The sequence below is a fragment of the Methanosarcina mazei S-6 genome (assembly GCF_000970205.1).
In the GTDB taxonomy this organism is placed as follows: Archaea; Halobacteriota; Methanosarcinia; order Methanosarcinales; family Methanosarcinaceae; genus Methanosarcina; species Methanosarcina mazei.
Window position 1 is genome coordinate 293255 of the sequence record NZ_CP009512.1, and the last position, 19479, is coordinate 312733.

General features: G+C 44.4%; 14 protein-coding genes. 2 read left to right on the top strand and 12 right to left on the bottom strand.

Going from position 1 to position 19479, the window contains the following annotated elements:
* Positions 1-220 precede the first annotated feature (220 nt).
* The 4 genes from MSMAS_RS01200 to mtaA all read right to left on the bottom strand — a co-directional run bounded on the left by MSMAS_RS01200 (position 221) and on the right by mtaA (position 5590).
* Positions 221-412 (bottom strand): hypothetical protein, encoded by a 192-nt coding sequence (locus tag MSMAS_RS01200; protein ID WP_048038091.1) that lies wholly within the window; start codon positions 410-412, stop codon positions 221-223.
* 645 nt (positions 413-1057) lie between these two features.
* Positions 1058-2215 (bottom strand): GTP-binding protein, encoded by a 1158-nt coding sequence (locus tag MSMAS_RS01205; protein WP_011033021.1) that lies wholly within the window; start codon positions 2213-2215, stop codon positions 1058-1060.
* 435 nt (positions 2216-2650) lie between these two features.
* Positions 2651-4270 carry a methylamine methyltransferase corrinoid protein reductive activase gene (locus tag MSMAS_RS01210; protein WP_011033020.1) on the bottom strand — a complete coding sequence of 540 codons (1620 nt, stop codon included), beginning with the start codon at positions 4268-4270 and terminating at the stop codon, positions 2651-2653.
* Between the two features lie 300 nt (positions 4271-4570).
* Positions 4571-5590, bottom strand: a complete 1020-nt coding sequence (gene mtaA, locus MSMAS_RS01215) for a methylcobamide:CoM methyltransferase MtaA (RefSeq protein WP_015411548.1) — start codon at positions 5588-5590, stop codon at positions 4571-4573.
* A gap of 526 nt (positions 5591-6116) precedes the next feature.
* Here mtaA and MSMAS_RS01220 point away from each other — a divergent pair.
* On the top strand, positions 6117-8984 hold the full coding sequence (locus MSMAS_RS01220) for a cation-translocating P-type ATPase (RefSeq protein WP_011033018.1): 2868 nt from the start codon (positions 6117-6119) through the stop codon (positions 8982-8984).
* Between the two features lie 241 nt (positions 8985-9225).
* Complete coding sequence (locus tag MSMAS_RS01225; RefSeq protein WP_048036673.1) at positions 9226-9591, top strand: response regulator; 366 nt, start codon at positions 9226-9228, stop codon at positions 9589-9591.
* A gap of 396 nt (positions 9592-9987) precedes the next feature.
* Here the strand turns inward: MSMAS_RS01225 and MSMAS_RS01230 are convergent, their stop codons facing one another.
* From MSMAS_RS01230 to MSMAS_RS01260, 8 genes are all read right to left on the bottom strand, one after another.
* Positions 9988-10773, bottom strand: coding sequence for a helix-turn-helix transcriptional regulator (locus MSMAS_RS01230; RefSeq protein ID WP_011033016.1), 786 nt, complete (start codon positions 10771-10773; stop codon positions 9988-9990).
* 463 nt (positions 10774-11236) lie between these two features.
* On the bottom strand, positions 11237-11407 hold the full coding sequence (locus tag MSMAS_RS18515; protein WP_155395321.1) for a hypothetical protein: 171 nt from the start codon (positions 11405-11407) through the stop codon (positions 11237-11239).
* Positions 11408-11728: 321 nt separating this feature from the next.
* The gene (locus MSMAS_RS01235; protein WP_048036648.1) at positions 11729-12241 is read right to left on the bottom strand and encodes an NADH-quinone oxidoreductase subunit B family protein; all 513 of its coding nucleotides are present in this window, start codon (positions 12239-12241) and stop codon (positions 11729-11731) included.
* A gap of 85 nt (positions 12242-12326) precedes the next feature.
* The gene (locus MSMAS_RS01240; protein WP_048036649.1) at positions 12327-13952 is read right to left on the bottom strand and encodes a hydrogenase large subunit; all 1626 of its coding nucleotides are present in this window, start codon (positions 13950-13952) and stop codon (positions 12327-12329) included.
* 11 nt (positions 13953-13963) lie between these two features.
* Positions 13964-15502 (bottom strand): proton-conducting transporter transmembrane domain-containing protein, encoded by a 1539-nt coding sequence (locus tag MSMAS_RS01245; RefSeq protein ID WP_048046281.1) that lies wholly within the window; start codon positions 15500-15502, stop codon positions 13964-13966.
* A complete protein-coding gene (locus tag MSMAS_RS01250; protein ID WP_011033010.1) occupies positions 15499-16185 on the bottom strand; it encodes a hydrogenase-4 component E in 687 nt (228 codons plus the stop codon). Before MSMAS_RS01250 ends, MSMAS_RS01245 begins: the two co-directional genes overlap by 4 nt.
* Complete coding sequence (locus tag MSMAS_RS01255) at positions 16182-17123, bottom strand: respiratory chain complex I subunit 1 family protein (RefSeq protein WP_011033009.1); 942 nt, start codon at positions 17121-17123, stop codon at positions 16182-16184. The genes MSMAS_RS01250 and MSMAS_RS01255 overlap by 4 nt, the downstream gene beginning before the upstream one ends.
* The gene (locus tag MSMAS_RS01260) at positions 17120-19060 is read right to left on the bottom strand and encodes a proton-conducting transporter transmembrane domain-containing protein (RefSeq protein WP_230633321.1); all 1941 of its coding nucleotides are present in this window, start codon (positions 19058-19060) and stop codon (positions 17120-17122) included. Before MSMAS_RS01260 ends, MSMAS_RS01255 begins: the two co-directional genes overlap by 4 nt.
* Positions 19061-19479 lie beyond the last annotated feature (419 nt).

Consider the following 19479-nt stretch of genomic DNA (forward strand, 5'->3'; position numbering starts at 1 on the left):
TTTCTTCGTTTTTCAAAAAGTGAGCGATCTTTTTCCCTGATAAGTTTTTGTATCTCTGTTCTTAATTTCTTAGTATGATGACTTTTAACTATTTTTTGAAAAAATATTTCCGTATGGAAGCCAGATGCTCTATTGCCTGGATAGAATACTTTTTCTCTCCTTATGTTGAGACTCTATCCATGTAAAAGTCGAGGACAATTTTAACATATATAAACTTTTCTCACGTCAGGTCACAGCTTTCCTGAACCGGAAATATTTTTCCTTCAAATGCATCCATGCTTAAAGGGACTGACTGTGATCTGACCGTAACAGTGAGTGCTTTTTGAATTTTCGTAACTAACAGCTTTCTGACCTCTATTTTCCCGCTTTCCAACACGTCCACAGGTTTTGTTAATCTTTCCGTGGAGCGCATCGCTGAACCTATTATGACTCTATCTCGATAGGACTCCTTCCTCGGAGGCTATCAAGCCGACAGGGAAGAGTAGTTCACTGTGAATCTCTTCGAGGAGTACACCCCTGAATCTATCATCTGACTCTATTATAATAGTATCCGGGGGTTGAGAGCGCAAAGATTTACTATCATTTGCTTCAACGCTTTAACGTCATCTGCGGGATTTTGCCTTCTGCAGGACTCTATTCTGGACTAACATGGAGGCGGGCTTTGGAGAAATGAAGAAGCTGTGACGAGAATGAAAATAGTACATCTTCTCTTTAAGTTGTCCTTCTTTTTAAGTTGTCCTTCTTTTTAAGTTGTCCTTCTTTTTAAGTTGTTCTCCTCTTCATGTGCATCTCCTCTTCATGTGCGTCTTTTCTTTGATGATAAAATATACCAGCTAAGAAAAGACTTTAAAGAAGAATATGTATCCATCTAATAATGGGTTTTTCACTCACCGTTGAAATGTAAATTAAACTAATAAAATCAGCATGCTGTAACCAGGAAACATTTCCTGGAATTACCTGCGGCATCAGGTCAGTAATTTCAGTAAAAATGTTTTAAAATAGGGTTTGACGAGTCAGGTTTTTATCTGGCCCGCCCTTCATTTTCTTTTTCGTCTTTTTATTCTTTTATACCTTTTATGCTCCCGATTCTCTGTATATGTCCCTCATGTTTGTGTTCATTATGCGCGTGTCCTTCGTGCTTATGTCCATGCTCGGTTTTGTGCGCATTTATCCCTTTTTTCTCAAATGTTTCTTTCACAGAGCTGTTTACAGCATCTTTCAGAGCTTCTTTGTCAACATTTGAAACCGCAGAGAGTATCTTGAATGTCGGGAAAGCTCCATCTTTTGATTTAATCACATCTTCCTGAGGCTCTTCATTATAGATGGTGACACTCTGTTTTACGGTCTCCGTCCCATTGTCCAGGAAGAGTTTTATATGCCCTACAAATTCAGGGTTAAGCTCCAGAACTTTTCCTTTTATTATATTCATTAATTCGGTGGTGAGTTTCCTGGCTTCTTCTGTGTTCAGGTTTCCTCCTTCTTTAATTTCAAACTCTGCCGCATAGCTGCCAACGCCCGAGGCTTTGATGGAGTCTTCGGTTTCCTGCGGCCCTGTAATGCTGGATGTATTTTCTGCAGTAGCTGTTTCCTGGATTTTTTTCGGTGCTTCTCTTATATCAGGAAGAACTACCTGCATGAATTTCTCAAATCTTTCGCCGGTGTCCTTTCCCGAAAGCAAGACCACCTTTGCTTCAGGGTTCAACTGCTGGACCGAAGTTTCGAGTATCGGTATCCTGATCGGCTCTATGAGATCTACCTTATTTATTCCCAGGATTTCAGCATCTATAATCTGCCTCATAGCGAATTCTTTTACCTCTTTCATCAGGTGTTTGAAGCGGCTGCCGTCAATCAGAGTTACAAGTGGAGCAACTTTCACTTCCTCTCCAAGATTCATAAGCTCAACTTCGGTTTTGATCACATTCGGGAAAGCGATTCCTGTGGGCTCGATCATTATGATATCGGGCTTATACTCTTTTACAAGAGTGCTCATTGTTGCCCTCAGCCCGACTTTCAATGTACAGCAGATGCACCCGCTTGTGATTTCCTTGGTGTCGAAACCGAATCTCTTAATCACATCGCCGTCAATCCCTATTTCCCCTATCTCGTTTACGATAATTGCAACTTTTTTCCCTTTATCTGCGAGGTATTTGCCCATATTGATAATGGTAGTGGTCTTTCCGCTTCCCAGGAAACCTCCAACAACAATGACTTCCACTTTTTTTCCTCCGTTTTCTGCCGCTTTCTGCTTATTGTTTTCTTTCCGTTTTTTATTAAAAGTATTGTAAATATATTTTTTATTCAGGAATATATGTCAACTTTTCTATCCTCAAAGTATATTTTTCTATCTCTATATGGAGTTCTTAAAATTTTTATTAGTTATCTCACCCATTTCCCAGTAAAACAGGAAGATAGCAATGGGATTAAAAGCCTGAAATTGGGTAAGAAATTTTAGTTCTCAGGTTAATTCCGCTTTTAGAAAAAGAAAAGGCTGAATCAAGCCAGTAAAAAGTAATAATAATTCATGTTTCAGGGATGTATCAGATATATTGCAGTTTAGCCAGTGTTTTTCGAATAAAGCAGGAATCAGGATTTCATTCCTGAATCAGCCCGCTTATTCTGTCTGATTAAGCACCCTCATTTTTCCCTTTCCTTAAATTCCTGCAACAGTCAGGTTTTCCCATTTGAACCTGTCATCAGGGCAGGCGTGCAGGCAGCGCTGGCAGTTTGCTCCGTCACAGAGGTCTGTCCTTATTTTGACAAGTCCGTTGTCTTCCATTCTGAGGGCTCCGTTCGGGCACACCTTTGCACACTTTTTACAGCCCTGGCAGTCTTCTATAACCATTGTGAGGTAGGTCCCGACCTTCTCAAGCACCTCAAGCCCTTCTTCTCCAAGTACGGGGATATCCCTTTCTACCTGGCGGTCAATTTTCAGGATAGTTGAAGGTTCGCTTAACATGGGCAGTTTTTTCTTTTTCAGGAACTTCTGGAGCATCTTGAATGCCATGCCCTCATTCCAGTAAGCAAGTTCAAGCAGGTAAGCTTCCTTAAAGGCTTCCGAGGTTGCAAACATTACATGCGTACCAAGGATTTGCTTTGCAATTGTCTGCAGCTCCCATAGCCTGTCTTCGGAAAGCAGGATTTCCCTGGCAACTGTAAGAGAGGTGTTCCCTATCTGTGATACATAATTTGCATTGTAAGGTATCATCCCTACCTGATGGGCTTTTGCGGCATCCATGTAAGTCCCGGCAGCACCTGACATGTGTGCTATCTTGAGGTCTTCCATCTCAATGCCTGCCGCTGCACAGAGGGTGATGTGGCCTGCCCGGAGTGCGCCTATCGCTCTTCCGGCTTCGATAAGGTCATTATTCGTGAACTTGATGCCGTCCTGCAGATAAAGGACGCCTTCAGGAGTCTGGATTTTTGGCAGGACTATTAACTTGTTTCTCATCCCGGCTTCGATAAGGGCAATAACTCCCGTGCCTGTAATGCCTTTTGCAGTGACCTCTCCCTTTTCCACAACTTCCCCTGTTTTTGGGTTTATGAGGTCTCCTTTTGCTGTTTTCATGTCTCTGTCAAGAACATAACAGCGCAGGTTATTGCCTTCAAATTCGACATCACATATTGTGTGAGGAGAAGCAATGGATCCGTATTCGATTTCCTGGCCTTCGAGGGCAGGTCCGGCAGCAGCAGACCCTGTATAAATAATCCCGTTTGATTTAAGTGCCATTTCCGCATTTGTCCCGTAGTCCGTGGCAATTGCAATCTCGTCGCTCTCGATCATGCCTGCTTTTACAATAAGGGCAAGTGCGTCGGCTCCAACTTCGTGTTTTATTGCCGGGGGGACGATGAGTTTACAGTTTTGAAATTCTTCAAATCCGGCAATTTCGGACAGCGGTATAATCCGGGAATCTCTGTTTTGCTCCTGGATATGATACTTCTCTTTCTTACGCTCTCCGGCATATGCAAGGTCTTCAATTGGAATTCCCTGAAAGATAGAAAGCTGGATAGGGTTTCCGCAGATTGCGAACCTTTCCATCTCTTCAGGTTTTACTCCCAGCTCATTAAGGATGTTCTTTACTGCTGTTGCCGAGAGCCCGTGTGCTTTATCAAGACCGTAATGGATTGCAAAGTCGAGGTGGTCCATTACATTTGCTCCTGGCAGAGGGTTCCGGAGAGTTATTACGGTTTTCTTGATCTCGCCGCTCTCCAGGTCAATTTTCTGGGCCCTGAATCCACTGGTTCCCAGGTCAATTGCAACTCCTGTTTTCATATCTTAACCTCCTTCAAAAAAGTTTAAGATTTTCTCTACTAATCCTTTCAACAGCTTTTGTTTTCAATAAATTTCGATGAGTTATAATGAATAAGATATTACTGTGAATGTTGCTGGATTATTTCTGCCCGGACCGAGTATCCTGAACTGCCAGCCTTTCAGGGCCCTGGTTCGGATATGCCTCATCCCTGAGGTCCCTTCCCGGCAAGTAAAAAAAATATGAATTGGGCACGATGTCAGAGCTTGAAAATCCCTGGCTCAGAATCTGCCCGTAAAAAAAATAAAGGATTTTATGCCTTATCAGGCGTAGAATTCGTCTCTTGCTGCGACCAGAGCTTTAACGTTCTCAAGAGGGGTCATGGGTGCAATTCCACAGCCTGGTGCAAGTACATCAATTCCGCCTTCAAGAGCTTCTTTTGCTTCAGCCTTTATCTTGTCAACAGGTCCGGGCAGAAGAGTGAACGGGCTGGAAACATTTCCTACTAACCTTGCTCTGGTTCCGATTACTTCCTTGCCCTTCTTTGCGCTTCCGATCTTTTCTTCAACGCTGAGGCCTTCAAAACCGCAGTCTGCCATGTCGCTGAGGATCGGGTTCACGTTTCCGCAGATGTGGAGGACAGTTACGGAGTTCACGCTAGAGGCGAACTTCTGAAGCCTTGATTTGAGGAACTGCCTGAAGGAGTCAGGGCTCATAAGGTCAGGAGAGGCGACCGGGTCTGCGATGGCAATTACGTCTGCACCGGCTTCTACCATTGCATTTGCATATATAATTGAAGCTTCGGTTGCGATGTCCAGAGCCTGTTCTAAGAGGTCGGTTTTCTTGATGGACCATTTCATGAAGGATTTGACACTTACAAGGTCGGATGCGACTGTAACAGGGCCTTCCATACCGCCAACGATTGGCACGTCAGGTCCAACTTTTTCCCTGATGATCTTAATTGCTTCAAGAACTACTGGAATTCTGCCCCTCTGCAGGAGGTCTGCAGGGACTGCTGCGCCTTCAAGGTCCTTGGGATAGGGGTGACCGGTAACGGAAGGCTGTCTGTTCTTGGTACCCATGTTGATTTCACAGCCCATTGCTTCGACCAGAACGGTAAGGCAGTAGGGAAGTCTTACAGCTTCAAGTCCGCTGAGCTCGTGGTTGGCGAGTGCCAGCTTTGCCATGAGTTCGGGGTTTGTGTGGGCTTCAGGCCAGGGGGCACCGACTACGTCCATGAGTTCTACAATTCCGGTCTGGGTTACGGAACAAACAGGTACTTTGTCAACAGGTTCGCCTTTCAGGGCGGCTAAAAGTCTTGTTTTAAGTGTGAATTCGCTCATATCGGTCATACCTTTTTTTACTTTTATCCTTGTACATTTATTTTTATTACAATTTTATTGTCTACTTGACAATATTATATAGACCTTTTCAATCCAAAATGTTTCACACTCCAGACTAGAGTATCCAGAGTTTAAAGCATATTAAAAAATTAAGGTCTCTTTTGATAAACGGGAATAGATAGCTCTGAATCATCTTTTTTCTCGCCTGAGCGGGAATGAGAATAATCAAAGTAAAAACAATTCTCGAACCCCTCTGTTGAGTCAGAATGCGGACATTTTTTTAGTTAGCAAATTATAAAAGCTAATTGCCAGGAATTTTTTTCTACCTCTTTTTTGATAAATCACACAATAAATTTTAACCCTATTATCTCTCTTACTATTTTTCTTATTGATGCTTCTCGACCCGATTATTTCTCCCTTAAATGATATGCAACTCCTGTTCATTCTGTCCGGAGTTTTCAGGATTAAGTAAACTCATTAAGTTAAGTTTCTTATTCTTGCGTCACATTGAATTACAGGGGGTTCGATGGAAAAAGGATCGGCTGGGGTCAAACATGGTTCAAGCTCTCCATGGGGTGAAGAACATCTTATTCCTCTTGCTGAGTTCCTGCAGAAGCTGGAAGTAAATGAAAACGGACTGAGCGAAGAGGAAGCCGCCCGCAGACTCCTGAAATGCGGCCCAAATATCCTTGAGGATGCCGGAAAAGAGAATATACTTAAGAGATACTTTCGACAGTTTCGTAACTTCTTCTCCATACTGCTGATTGTTGGAGCTGCTCTTTCTTTTCTCGGTCAATACCTTGATCCTGGGCAGGGGAATATTTATATAGGAATTGCCCTTGTAGGCGTCGTTTTTCTGAACGGGACTTTCACATTTATTCAGGAATACCAGGCTGTAAAGACAATGGAAAGCTTCCGGCAGCTTCTTCCTCCACATGCAAAAGTCCTGAGGGATGGAAACTTAAGGTACGTCCTCGCTTCCGAGCTTGTGCCAGGGGACGTTATACTCCTTGAAGAGGGAGATAAGGTTCCCGCAGACGGGCGCCTGATTGAAATCAATTCCCTTAAAGTGGATAATTCAGCCCTTACCGGAGAGTCAGAGCCGCAGCTGCGCTCTCTTGAATGTACTCATTCAAACCTGCTGGAGTGCCGGAACATGGTTTTTTCCGGGACTCTTGTGCAGAGCGGAAACGGTAAAGCTGTCATCTTTGCAACCGGGCATGATACCCAGATCGGAAGCCTGGCAATTCTTACAGAGCAGACATCCTCCGTAGACACCCCTATCAGGAAAGAACTCAACCATTTCATAAAGATAATTTCAGCAATTGCTATTTCCCTTGGCGTTACTTTTTTCCTGCTCGCTTTTTTTCTTCAGGATATTTTTCTTGCAAGCCTTATTTTTGCCATAGGGATCATTGTTGCCAACGTTCCTGAAGGGCTTTTGCCCACAGTTACTCTTGCTCTGAGCCTTGCATCCAGAAGAATGGCTTCCAGAGATGCCCTTATAAAGCAGCTTGAATCTGTGGAAACCCTCGGGTCTACCACTGTAATATGTACGGACAAGACCGGGACCCTGACCCAGAACAGGATGGCAGTGAATTCTCTCATTATAGGGTTTGAAATTCTGGAGCCGGATAAGTCTTCCATTTATCAAGACGGAATTAAGGCGCAGGACATAAATAAAAATGTAAAAAAGGGCCCTGCTGAGAAGGTTGCTGACTCCACAAATATTGCCGGCTCAGGCGAAACAGAAATTTCTGCTGCTTCAAGTCCCGTGATATATATGGAAAAAATCCCCCCGGCTTTTATAAGGGTTGCAGGTCTCTGCAACAATGCCAAGCTTTATGAGTCGCCTCCGGGCTATACCGGTGACCCCACAGAGGGGGCCCTTCTTGTTTTTGCGAACAGTTTCATGGATATAAGAGGTCTCCAGGGTAAGTATCAGAGGCTCGAGGAGTTTCCTTTCGATTCCCTTACCCGGCGCATGGAAGTTATCTGCCGTACTCCCGAAGGAGAGCTTGAAGCGTACCTTAAAGGCGCTCCTGAGGTGGTTGTGCAGATGTGCACGTCGGTTATGGAGGCCGGAACAGTCAGAGAACTGGATGAATCCGGGAAAAAAGAGCTTCTGGAGAAAGACCTCAGGCTTGCAGAAAAAGGAGAACGTGTAATTGCCCTTGCCTTCAGGAAAGCAGAAGATCTGAAAGAATCCACCGGGGGCTTCGTTTTCCTGGGTTTCATAGGGATTGTAGATCCTCCGCGCCCCGAAGCAAGAGAAGCTATTGCAAGGTGCCATGCAGCAGGAATTAAGGTTGTTATGATTACAGGAGATCATCCTGTCACCGCAGAGTCGATTGCAAGGAACGTAGGGCTTGCGGGTTCGGGAAAGCCTGAAATTATCACCGGGGACGAGTTAAAATCTTTATCCCGCAAGGAACTTGCCTCAAGGCTCAAAAACCCGAGCATTGTTTTTGCCCGGACTTCTCCAGTCCAGAAGTTAAAAATAGTACAGCTTTTCCAGGCAGAAGGGGAAATAGTTACCATGACAGGAGACGGGGTAAACGATGCTCCTGCTATCAAGAATGCCGATATGGGAGTTGCTATGGGCAGCGGTACGGATGTGGCACGCGAAGCCGCAGACATGGTGCTTCTGGACGACAATTTTGCCACTATAGTAAACGCCGTAGAAGAAGGCAGGACTGTCTTTGATAATATTAAAAAATTTATTGTTTATATCCTTGCAAGCAATATTCCCGAAATTCTGCCTTTCATAGCTTTTGTGCTCCTTTCCATCCCCCTTCCCATGCCCGTCCAGCTTATCCTGGCAATCGATCTTGGAACTGATATACTCCCGGCAATAGCCTTGGGGGTGGAAAAGGGGGAAGGAGACATTATGGAAAGGCCTCCCAGGAGAAAGGATGAAAAATTACTGACTCCTCAGGTTCTTTTGACAGCCTACGGGGTAAAAGGGCCCATAGAGGCTGCTGCAGGCTTCTTCTGTTATTTTGCCGTACTGTTTGAAGGGGGCTGGACTTTCGGAGAAAGGCTTGCAAACACGAATCCCCTTTATATGCAGGCGATAACAGCTTTCTTTTCAGCCGTGGTTATCTGTCAGATCGCCAATGTATTTGCTTCAAGAACAGGGACCCAGTCAGTTTTCTCAGTGGGATTGCTCAAAAACCGGCTGGTTCTCCTGGGAATTGCAAGCGAACTTTTTATTCTTGCCCTCATAATATGGAACCCTTTTGCCAACCTGATTTTCAATACAGCGCCCATTGAACTCAGGTATATGCTGCTTTCAGTTCCTTTTGCAGTTTTGCTCCTTGGGGTTGACGAACTGAGAAAATACCTCCTGAGAAAAAACATTAAATGGGCAACCAGACTTTTCAAATGGTAAATTTTTATATTATGTCTGTATTGTAAAGAAACTGAAGATGATGTTATTACTCTCAATATTTTTCCTTCCTGATACTATTCCTTTAATTGTATGTGACGTAGCAGAGTTTACCTGGAAAAATATCGAAGAATTGAATGGAGAATTCAAAGGAAGTCTCTTTCTATTATGAAAAAAGAAGCTTTCAAAAGAAAAGAATTAATTAATAAGATAAAACAATTAGCTATGCTGAAGAGGCTTGATGATGAAAGAAATTCTTATTGTAGAAGATAACCCCATGAACATGGAATTGATCCTTGACCTCCTGGAGTTTTACGGGCACCGTGTAACCGAAGCTGAAGACGGGATAAAGGCTCTTGAACGCCTTGCTGAGAAAAAATTCGATCTCATACTCCTTGATATGCAGCTTCCTAAAATGGACGGGCTTGAGGTTCTGGAAAGGATCAAAAAGAACCCTGCGACTTCAGAGATCCCTGTGATAGCTGTTACAGCTCATGCCATGAAAGGAAGTGAAGAACACTTTATCGAAATGGGATGCGTCGATTATATTTCAAAACCCATAGATATTCACAGGTTCAGGTCACTTATCGATAAATACCTTGGAGAATAATGGAAAGAAGAAAGGATTCAGCCTGAATATTCCGGAGCTATGGACCGGTATCTTCTTAAAAAACTGTTAAGGTTTTGTAAATTTTTATAAACTGTGCATGACCAGAGTCCTGGAGCCTGAAATAGTTCTCGAAATCTGAAGAGGTCTAAAATGCAGAGCCAGGAGCCACGGGAAAAGTAAACTGAGGTTGACAGGCTATTAAAGCCGGAAAACGTTTTTTTTTCGAGGAGCTATTTTTCAATTCGGTTTTCATTCCATATTTGAATTTTGCAGCTTATTTTCATTCCATATTTGAATTTCGCAGCTTATTTTCATTCCATATTTGAATTTTGCAGCTTATTTTCAGTCTGTCATCAAGGAGGAATGTTTTTATTTTACGCAATTATCCGTAGGCAGTTATATTTTCTCCAGCTTTCTGGACATGTCTTTATAGTATGAAAAAAGCTCTCCGCACCATTTAAGTGCACTTTCGTCGAAGCTCATCAAGCGCTGATGATCAAACTTCCCTTTTTTATCAAAGAGCACGAGCGAGCAGAAACGTTCTGTTACAACGTCTTTAAGAGTTACGTTTTTGTCACAGATATAAACTTCCGCGCTCTTTGATTCTATAAGCATCTTCAGGTCTTCTCTGTAGTCTTTTTTCATCCTATCATAAACAGGCTCTGTCAGGATGAGACACATATCTGCTTCTTTTTTTATGAGTTCGGAATATATTTCAATATAAAGAGGATTGAAGTATGAAAGAAATATTTTTATATTTCTGGATTCGAGCAGGTTATTTTTAAAGTCTTCAGGGACTTCAAAAAGCCGGTTAAGGTCGGCTTCAAGCATAAAGTAGTTTCCTAGTTCGTCTATCCTGTTAAGGAGGTGTTCGGGAATTGCGGTAAAATCATGGTTGATCCAGTAATCATAGTTCTCCTCAAAAACCCTGACTGTATCAAGAAGAGGCTCCATCTTCTCGACAACTATTTCCCCCATATCCGAAAGCCTGTATGAATTTTTTTCATCCTGCACTATCAGGCGCCCTTCTTTTAGCTTTTTAATTTGAGGCATAATTGACGTAGAATTCACGTTGAGGGCTGTTTTTATTTCGTCGCCTGTCTTGGGCCCTTCTTCCAGAAGGAGCAGTACGTCTTTCCTTTTTTCGGACAGGAACGCCAGGTCAATCAGTGATATTTTCATTTTATTCCATCTCCCCTAGAAGCTTCTGAGGTATGCCGGAGCATTTCTCCTTCATTCCTTTTCAGGAAGCAACTTTTATTGGCAAAAGTCCTTTCTTTCTCCCAGGAGAAAACCGTAATGGGGACTTAATGCAACACTCATGGGCTACTTTTTAGCTGATTCCTTATATTTTTTTCCAAAAAACACTTACTTTCTTAAAGTTAAGCTACTTTTCCTGCTTTTTCCTTTCCTTTTTTCCCATATTTTTAAAGGATCTTTTAGCTTACTTTACTTCTCTTTTTATCTTTATTTCTTAAATAATATTTTATAAAGCCCTGTTTTTTATTAAAAGAATTATTTCTTATTTATTGAATATTTTAAGGTTTTTTCGCATAAAAAATGAATATTTGTGACTTTTTATAGATTTAATATGAATTAAAAACTATTTTGGGCTATCTCGATATATTTAAGCTCCCTATGTCGTTTATTTCTTATTAAGAAATTCTTTTGAGCCTTTAAATACTGTCCTTGATGAATTCCATGATACGCTTGAGATCACATTGTTAATTCCATAGACCATATTGTTATATTGTGGCTTTCTGTTGAAGCTCAGATCCCACAGGTCTTCATGTCCCACCGACAGGAGATTTAGCAAAACTTTAGTCTCCATAAAAATTTCTTTCCCACAATTTCTATGAAAGCTGATTTTTGTATTAATTTATTTGTCTGGATAGCTTCAGGAGTCAAATTATAAAAACATAGAAAGTAAAACACAGTAAATAACTGGTATGATAAATAATCAGAATAGAAAATAATCAGAATAGAAAACAGCTGGAATAGAAAATAATTAGACTAAATCTTTCCGACACCTGATGCCTGAAGACTAAATTTCTTCAGTAAACGGGTTCTGATCAAAGGAATATAGCCAGAAGTAAAAAGAAGTTGACTCCTGCATGAGGCAGGAGAGATCCCCGGATTATTCCCGGGCTTTTTTTACAAGGGCAAAAATTCCCTGAAGAATTTCTTTTGGAGAGGGCGGGTTCCCGGGAATTTTTACATCCACGGGAAGGATTTTGTCAACTCCCCCAAGTACGGCGTAAGAACCCTTGTAGATCCCGCCGTCACAGGCGTCGTCTCCGACTGCTATTACATACTTGGGGTAAGGCATGGCTTCATAGGTCTTTTTTGCGGCTTCAGCCATATTAAGGGTGACTGCCCCTGTAACCAGAAGGACATCAGCATGCCTGGGAGATGCTACAAAAGAAATCCCGAACCTTTCAACATCATAATGCGGGTTTCCAAGGTTTGAAATTTCTATCTCCGTAGAATTGTCGCTTCCCGAGTCTAGCTCACGGATTGCAAGGCTGTGCCCGAAAACTTTAGGAACTTCTTTTTTTATTTGTGCTCCAAGGGCTTCCAGTTCTTCGTCCCTGAACTCAAATGTCTCCGTAACTTTCGGACGAAGGAAAAGGGAAAGAGGGTTTACCATATAAGACCTCACTTTTTCTTTATATTCCTTAATTGAATCTGCTCACTGTTTTTTTGCTCGAACCTTCAACTGCCTTTTTCTCTTTTCAAAGGTCCGTTCCTGCATAGGAGAGGTTAAGGCTCTTATTTATCAGGGGGAAATCAGGAACAATATTTCCAAGAACAGCATGTTCTATAGCCTGCCAGTTGCAGAAAGATGCCGTCCTTACCTTATAACGGTCAACAATCCCGTTTTTAAGATATACCCAGTGAAGGTTCTGTCCCCTTGGGGCTTCTACCAGGGAAAGGGAATATCCTGTAGTTCCGGAAATGTTTATCTCTCCGGCACTTTCTCCTCTTCCGCCGTTCTCAGCAAGTACGGGACCCTGCGGGAGTTTTTCCGTGAGACGGAGGATCAGGCCCACAGCTGCACGGATTTCACTGGCTTTTATCTCAAAACGGGAAAAAACATCTCCTTTTTTCCTCAGGCAGTGCTCTGGAGTAAAGTTCCTGTAGGCTCCGTAAGGCCTGTCAAGCCTGGTATCCGAAGAGGACCCAGAAGCTCTGGCAATAGGGCCCGTAAGGTTAAGCGGAGAAATAAGTTCTTTCTTTATCACTCCGGTCGTTACAAACCTGTCAATCAGGGAAGACGAAGATGTTGCCCTGTTATAAGCGGATTCAAAAGACCTGGAAAACTTCCCAAGAAATTCAGGAATTTCTTTCAGAGCCGGGTCTGGAATGTCTTTTTTCAACCCTCCGGGAACGGTGATCCCGCGAAGGAACCTTGAACCCGTTAGCTTCTCGTTCAGCCTGAAAACTTCTTCTCTTAATATGAAGAACGGACTTGCTACAAGCGCGAAACCCACATCTACAGCCATTCCTGCGAGGTCTCCGAGCAGGGAGTAAATGCGCTCCAGTTCGAGCATTACCGCCCTCAGGCGTTCCGCCCTTTCAGGCACCTTTATCCCGCAGACCTGTTCCACTGCCATACAGAATCCTGCTGCGTTTGCCATGCTCTCATCCCCACTTACGGCTTCTGCGAGAGCAACACATTCTGAAGGGTTTTTTCCTTCAGCCAGCTTTTCTATTCCCCTGTGCTTGTAAAAAAGACGGATCTCCAGGCTGAATATAGGCTCTCCTATCACACTGAACCTGAAATGTCCCGGCTCAATTATCCCGGCATGCACCGGCCCGACGGGGATCTGATATACACCCTCCCCTTTGTGCTGCCTGAATTTGTACTCCTTACGCGGAGCCTCAACCGGGCTGATTGGTCCGTTTTTGAAGGATTTCAGGAGGGGGTGGAAACCTTCAGGATAACACTCGTGCAGGAAAAGCCTTCGTGTATCAAAAGCTCCGTCAAATTCAATGCCGAAACCGTCCCTGACCTCCCTTTCAAACCAGGATGCTGAGGGAAAAGTTTCTGCAATCGAAGTAATCCTTTTTTCATTTCCTGTTTCCCTGACGAGAATAAGGACCGGTGACATTCCTTCTTTCTTGAAGGCATAAAATAGGGTAAAGCCGTCCTTTCCCTCAAAGGCTTCCGCACAGAAAAGCCCTATCAGGCTAAACTTCCTTTCCGCAAGTGCAGGGCAGGCCTCTTTAAACCCGGTTTCCGAAATTCTCAGGTATATCTCGTTTTCACGGGCGCTGAGAATTTCAAGCTTCTCCTGTGCGATGCTGGAGACTGTAGAAAGCAGTTCTGTTATATCTTCGTTCATTTTGATGTCCATACATACGCCCCTTAAACATATCCCAGTTCGAGAATTATCGCATCCAGCAGATCCGTCAGCGAGTCCGGAAAATAAAATCCCAGGGCAAGGGCAAGAGCCAGCATAAAAACTGCCGGAATCCTCATCCCGCTCTTAACAGCATACTTACGTGGAAGCCTTATTTCATCATGATCTGCTTCTCCGGCTGCGATTTTCAGTTCAGCCTCTCCTGTTAAGGAATGGGGCCTGGTAATCTGCCCTTCTATTTCTTCCTCCAGGGTTACTTTTGAGAAAGCTTTTAACAGGAAGTTTGCAAAGGAGGCAGCTGCAAGGATGAGCATAAGCAGTATTGCAAGGGTCAGGTAAGGGGAAATTGCCGCACTTTCCAGCAGGATGAAAAACTTTGCCGGGAAAAGGGGAAAAGGCGGCATTCCCACGATCGCAATGCTTCCAAGTATCAGGCTCCAGGCTGCCCTGGGCTGGAGTTTAAAAACATCCCACATGTTTTCACGCATATTGCTTCTGTACTGCCTGTGCAGGATGCCTGCGGAAAACAGCAGGGTTTCCTTTACAAGGACATGGACGAGCATGTAGAAAAGGGCCCAGAAAAGAGCCAGAGGCGTCCCTATTCCTATCCCTATAAGGAGAAGGCCCATATGCTCGACACTCGAGAAAGCTATCAGCCTTTTAAGGTTTCTCTGCTGGAACATGCTGAATGAAGCAAGTGCAATTGAGAAAACCCCTGCTGCAAGAAGGATAGAGGAAGCCTGCGGGGCTGCGCCGCTTTCCCTGAGCAGGGCATACATCCTTATTATGCCGTAGATCCCCAGGTTCTGCATCAGCCCTGAGAGGATTGCGCTCACCGAAGGTGCTCTTGCATAGGCATCCGGGAGCCAGGTGTGAAAAGGAGCTGCCCCTGCTTTTGCCCCGAAACCTATGAACATGAATGTGAAGCTCGCGAGGAGCAGGGCAGGTGAAAATTCTGAAACATGAGCTGCCAGTTCTGTCCAGTTGAGAGTGCCTTCCCCAAGTGCCTGTTCCGAGAGTGTGAACAGGAAAATTAATCCCAGGAAAGCAAAGAGCATGGCTCCGGAAACTATAAAGACGTACTTTAAGGCTGCATCGATATTTTCCCTTGCAGAAAGTATCGCAACTAGCATGGCGGCACAGACCGTAGTGAGTTCTGCGAAGATCCAGAAGAGTGCCAGGTTGTCTGAGAAGAGCGCAACTGTGGCTGTAATAAGAAGCAGGTTGAAGGCAAGGTAGAAGGTCTTCAGGTTCTTGGGGTCAAGTTCTCCTGCTTCCATAAGGCTGTCAGTGTACCCTCTGGCATAGAAGGCTGCAGCAGTGAATCCAAGTGCGGTTATCAGTTCTACATAAAGGTTGAGGTGGTCAAGATACAGCGACTCTCCCAGCCTTCCCGGCAGGTCGAGAACGGAAAGGGCCACGCAGCTCACAACAAGGTGCAGCATTCCGTTTCCTGCGGCAAGTGCATTCATAAGCCTGTGAGATTTCGGAATAAGGCCGAATGCCAGGAATATTCCCATTATTAGAAGGTAGTACCGGATCACTGGGATTCACCTCCTGCCCATACCTGCAGTTTCCGGAACTTTTGCCTGTATTCTTCAATGCTGGAGTCCATTCCCACAGCCAGGATTGTGGTCAGTATGACCAGGATAATAAGGTCAATTATAATCAGGACTTCTATAATGAAGGGGAGCTCGGTCACAAACAGGCCAAACATCAGCACCCCGTTTTCCATGCTGAGGTAACCGAGGGCTTTTGTGATGACTCTTTTTCTGCTGAATATTACAAGCATACCCATCAGGGTCAGGGAAAGCCCTATTACCGCCCCGAAAAAGAAAAGCTTAGAGAGGGGCAGACCTTCGAAAACCCTTGAAAGGAAGGTGTAGGAGAGGATGATAAGACCTATACTCAGCAGAAGAGAGGGCGTTGGCTCCAGATATGTAAAATGGAGGTCTCTCCCTATCTTTATTTTCTCTTCTATCCTGGAAATAAAGTAAGGAATCAGGATTACCTTGCTTGCCAGGGTCAGGACCGCCAGTAGCAGGAGCTGGTCTTTCCCGTCCATCAGGTAAAGGAGAGATGAGACTGAAGCCAGCAGGAAAGACTGGATTGTGTATGCGGTCAATACCGAACTCAGGTTTCGGGTTGAAATGATCAACCCTGCACTGATGAGGACAAAGACGAAAAGGATCTTAATTATGCCTTCAAGGAAGGTCGGGTCAATCATGCAAACACCTCGATAAGGATTGTAATGGCTGAAAAGAAAAACGCCATGACGTAAAATGCGGGAAGCCTGAATAGCCTCATCTTTGCAAGGGATGATTCAAAGAGCCCTATTATTATTGCAAGCAGCCCTGCCTTTACAAGGAAGAGAAGGGCTGAAACTGCAATTTTTCCTGCGTCTATCTCAGTACTGAGCCCTACCGGGAGGATTGTGTTAATCAAAATTCCCATCAACAGGAGCTGTTTAAGGGCATGTGCAAGCTCGAGCAGGGCAAGGTTCTTTCCTGCCTGTTCAAGGATCATTGCCTCATTAATCATGGTAAGTTCAAGGTGAGTTGCAGGGTTGTCCACTGGGATTCTGCCGGTCTCCACAATCAGGATAATGAAGAGGGAGATTGCGACAAGGACAAGGGTCGGGCTGATTGGAAGAACCTTGCCTGCGGTAAGTGTAAACATCTGGTGCAGGTTAAGGCTTTTCAGGACAAATGCCAGAGCTGCAAAAGAAATTACCATGGTAGGTTCGATTACAGCAGCAAGGCTCATTGACCTTGAACTGCCCATGCCTCCGAATGCACTGCCTGCATCAAGCCCTCCAAGGGCGGTAAAGAACCTTTCAAGCGCCAGAAGGTACAGGAAAACAATTATGTTCCCCAACCCTCCGGCAGGTTCGGGGACAAATACCAGAGGTACGAAAAGTGAGCAGACAAGAAGGGTTGAAAGGTTAAGGTACGGAGTAAACCGCATGACCCATGAAGAAACAGGGGAATACACCGTTTCTTTTTTCATGAGCTTTTTTAAGTCGTAATAGGCCTGAAAGAGCCCCGGCCCCTTTCTTCCCTGGGCATATGCCTTCACTTTCCGAATCAGAGCCATGTATAGAGGGGCTGCCAGCAGGGCAAACAGGGGATTCAGGAGGGCGAAGAGCAGAAACGAGCTGTTCATACAAAGCCTCCGGTTGCTATAATTAGTACAATCACTGCAAGAAAGGCGTAAAGGACATAACTGTCAAGTTTTCCGTTCTGCAGTTTTGAAACATATTTTGAAAAAATATCAATTGCCCGCGCAGGTGGGATGTAAAGGTATTCTTCAAAGAAGCGGAGCAGGCGTATTTCCACCTTTCCGTTCTTAAAGAGGCTTTCCTTTTCGTCGAAGTACTCGGGTCTGTTCACAATCTTTGTCCTGTAAATACTTTTGAAGATCATTACAAGAGGCTCGGAAAAGCCTGCAGAGCTGTATTCCATATAAGGTGCAAGGGCCGGGATCCCGCATCCCCATGTCTCGCTAATCCTTGCAGGGCCCGTTTCTTTTGAGCGGATTATTACGAAAAGGGCTGTGTATATCAACCCGAGAAGAATCCCCAGCAAGAGAAGGTCCGGAAAATCGATTTTCCAGCCTGCGAGAGATAGAAGCTGCTTTGAAAACAACCCGCCCAGTATACAGAAAGCTGCCGGCACTGCAGGCCCTACAAGCATTGGTTTCTGGACTTCTTCTGCAAGCCTGCTCTTCTCAGAGCGCGGGATTGCAAGGCAGGTGATCCCGAAAAGTTTTACGAAAAGGGCAGCTGCAAGGGCTCCGGTAAGGGCAAAGCTTGAGAGGGCGATTATCAGAAATATGTTCAGTAGAGGGTCTGTTACGGCAAAAGACTGGAAGAAAGCCTGGTAAAGCAGGAGCTCGCCGGCAAAACCATTTGTTGGCGGCATGGCTGCAATGGATACCGAACCTATCAGGAAAAGGGCAGAGGTTACAGGCATGCTTTTTACAAGCCCTCCAAAGGCTTCGATTTTCCTCGTGCCTGTAGCATGGACCACCGAGCCTGCACAGAGGAAGAGCAGGCTTTTGAATACAGCATGGTTAAAGGCATGAAAACAGGCCCCAGCAAGGCTTAAGAGGGCAAGGGATTCAAGCCCCTCAACTTTGAATACTGCATACAGCCCAATTCCTGTGAAAATAATTCCTATGTTTTCAATGCTGCTGTAGGCGAGCATCCTTTTTATGTCATTTTCTTTAAGGGCATAGATTACCCCGAAAAGGGCTGAAATGCTGCCTGCTGTAAGGATAAGCACTCCCCACCAGAGTTCGGGAGCAGATACCGATAGCAGAAAACGCAGGAAGCCGTAAACTGCAACTTTCAGCATGACTCCTGACATCAGGGCTGAAACACTTGAAGGGGCTGCAGGGTGAGCATAGGGAAGCCATTTATGGAAAGGGACAAGCCCTGCCTTGACTCCAAATCCGATGAACAGAAAGATGAAAGGTAAAGCCAGATCTGCTGCAGGGTATTCCAGAGGCCCGAAATCGGCAGAACCCGTCAGCCTGAAGAGGCTTATGAAGCCCACGAAAAGAAAAGCCGTACTTATATTGGTCATTACAAAGTAGAAAAAGCCGGCTTTTTTATTCTCCTCGGAAGAGTAGTCATGCAGAACCAGGAGGAGAGAGGAAAGGGACATTATTTCCCAGAAAACCAGGAAACTTACCATATTGCCTGCAAGAATGACCATAAGCATGGCAAGGATGAAAAGATTTGTAAGGGATGCCTGAAGGCTTTTTCTGGCTTCGCTTTTAGCGTGTTCAACGTATTCTACCGAATATATTGAAACTCCGGGCACTACTGCTGCGATTAGCAGGATAAACCCGGCTGCAAGCCTGTCTGCGCTCAGGGTAAAACCAGCGCCCGGAAGAAATCCGGTAACTGGAAAAACAGGCTCTGTTCTGGTGTAAAGAATTATGCCCGCAAAGCCCAGAAGCAGGATTGATGAGAGAAGAGAAAGACCAGAAGAAGCCTTTCTTATGTTTTTACTGCGATACAGGAGAGGGAGGACTGTTCCGGATACAAGGGCAGAGATTGCACCATACATTAAGGCTTCGAGCAATATATTCACTCCTCAAACCCAGGTCTGGCAGCTGAAAGAAAAGCTGAAAACAGTTTTCCAGTTCGGGAAAAGAGTCCTGTTTTTTCAGTTCCTGTCCTGCCTAAAGCGGGACTTTTGAAACTGTCCTCTGCACATGAGATATCAGGGTTAGTTATGTAATTCGTATTGACATTCCACCGTAAATTTCATCCGGGAGGCTGCTTTTCCCGGGGACGTTTTTTGCCTAATACTCTCTCATATTATATAGGTTTACATTATAAAGTTTATTGCACCGATTACTAATTATTATTCATGATATATATTTTTCTGGAAAAAAATCAATAAAGCTTTGAAAAAAGAATAAAAAATTCCCTGAAAGTAATAATCCGGCTGAAAGTAATAATCCGGCTTTTCTTTCCGTTTACGAAAAGAAAATGTCTGTCCCGATA

What these genes read in the sequence shown, in the direction of transcription:
- MSMAS_RS01200 (WP_048038091.1), bottom strand. Translation starts at nt 412, where the DNA reads ATGCGCTCCACGGAAAGATTAACAAAACCTGTGGACGTGTTGGAAAGC.
- MSMAS_RS01210 (WP_011033020.1), bottom strand. Translation starts at nt 4,270, where the DNA reads ATGAAAACAGGAGTTGCAATTGACCTGGGAACCAGTGGATTCAGGGCC.
- mtaA (WP_015411548.1), bottom strand. Translation starts at nt 5,590, where the DNA reads ATGAGCGAATTCACACTTAAAACAAGACTTTTAGCCGCCCTGAAAGGC.
- MSMAS_RS01240 (WP_048036649.1), bottom strand. Translation starts at nt 13,952, where the DNA reads ATGGACATCAAAATGAACGAAGATATAACAGAACTGCTTTCTACAGTC.
- MSMAS_RS01230 (WP_011033016.1), bottom strand. Translation starts at nt 10,773, where the DNA reads ATGAAAATATCACTGATTGACCTGGCGTTCCTGTCCGAAAAAAGGAAA.
- MSMAS_RS01255 (WP_011033009.1), bottom strand. Translation starts at nt 17,123, where the DNA reads ATGAACAGCTCGTTTCTGCTCTTCGCCCTCCTGAATCCCCTGTTTGCC.
- MSMAS_RS01250 (WP_011033010.1), bottom strand. Translation starts at nt 16,185, where the DNA reads ATGATTGACCCGACCTTCCTTGAAGGCATAATTAAGATCCTTTTCGTC.
- MSMAS_RS01225 (WP_048036673.1), top strand. Translation starts at nt 9,226, where the DNA reads ATGAAAGAAATTCTTATTGTAGAAGATAACCCCATGAACATGGAATTG.
- MSMAS_RS01220 (WP_011033018.1), top strand. Translation starts at nt 6,117, where the DNA reads ATGGAAAAAGGATCGGCTGGGGTCAAACATGGTTCAAGCTCTCCATGG.
- MSMAS_RS01235 (WP_048036648.1), bottom strand. Translation starts at nt 12,241, where the DNA reads ATGGTAAACCCTCTTTCCCTTTTCCTTCGTCCGAAAGTTACGGAGACA.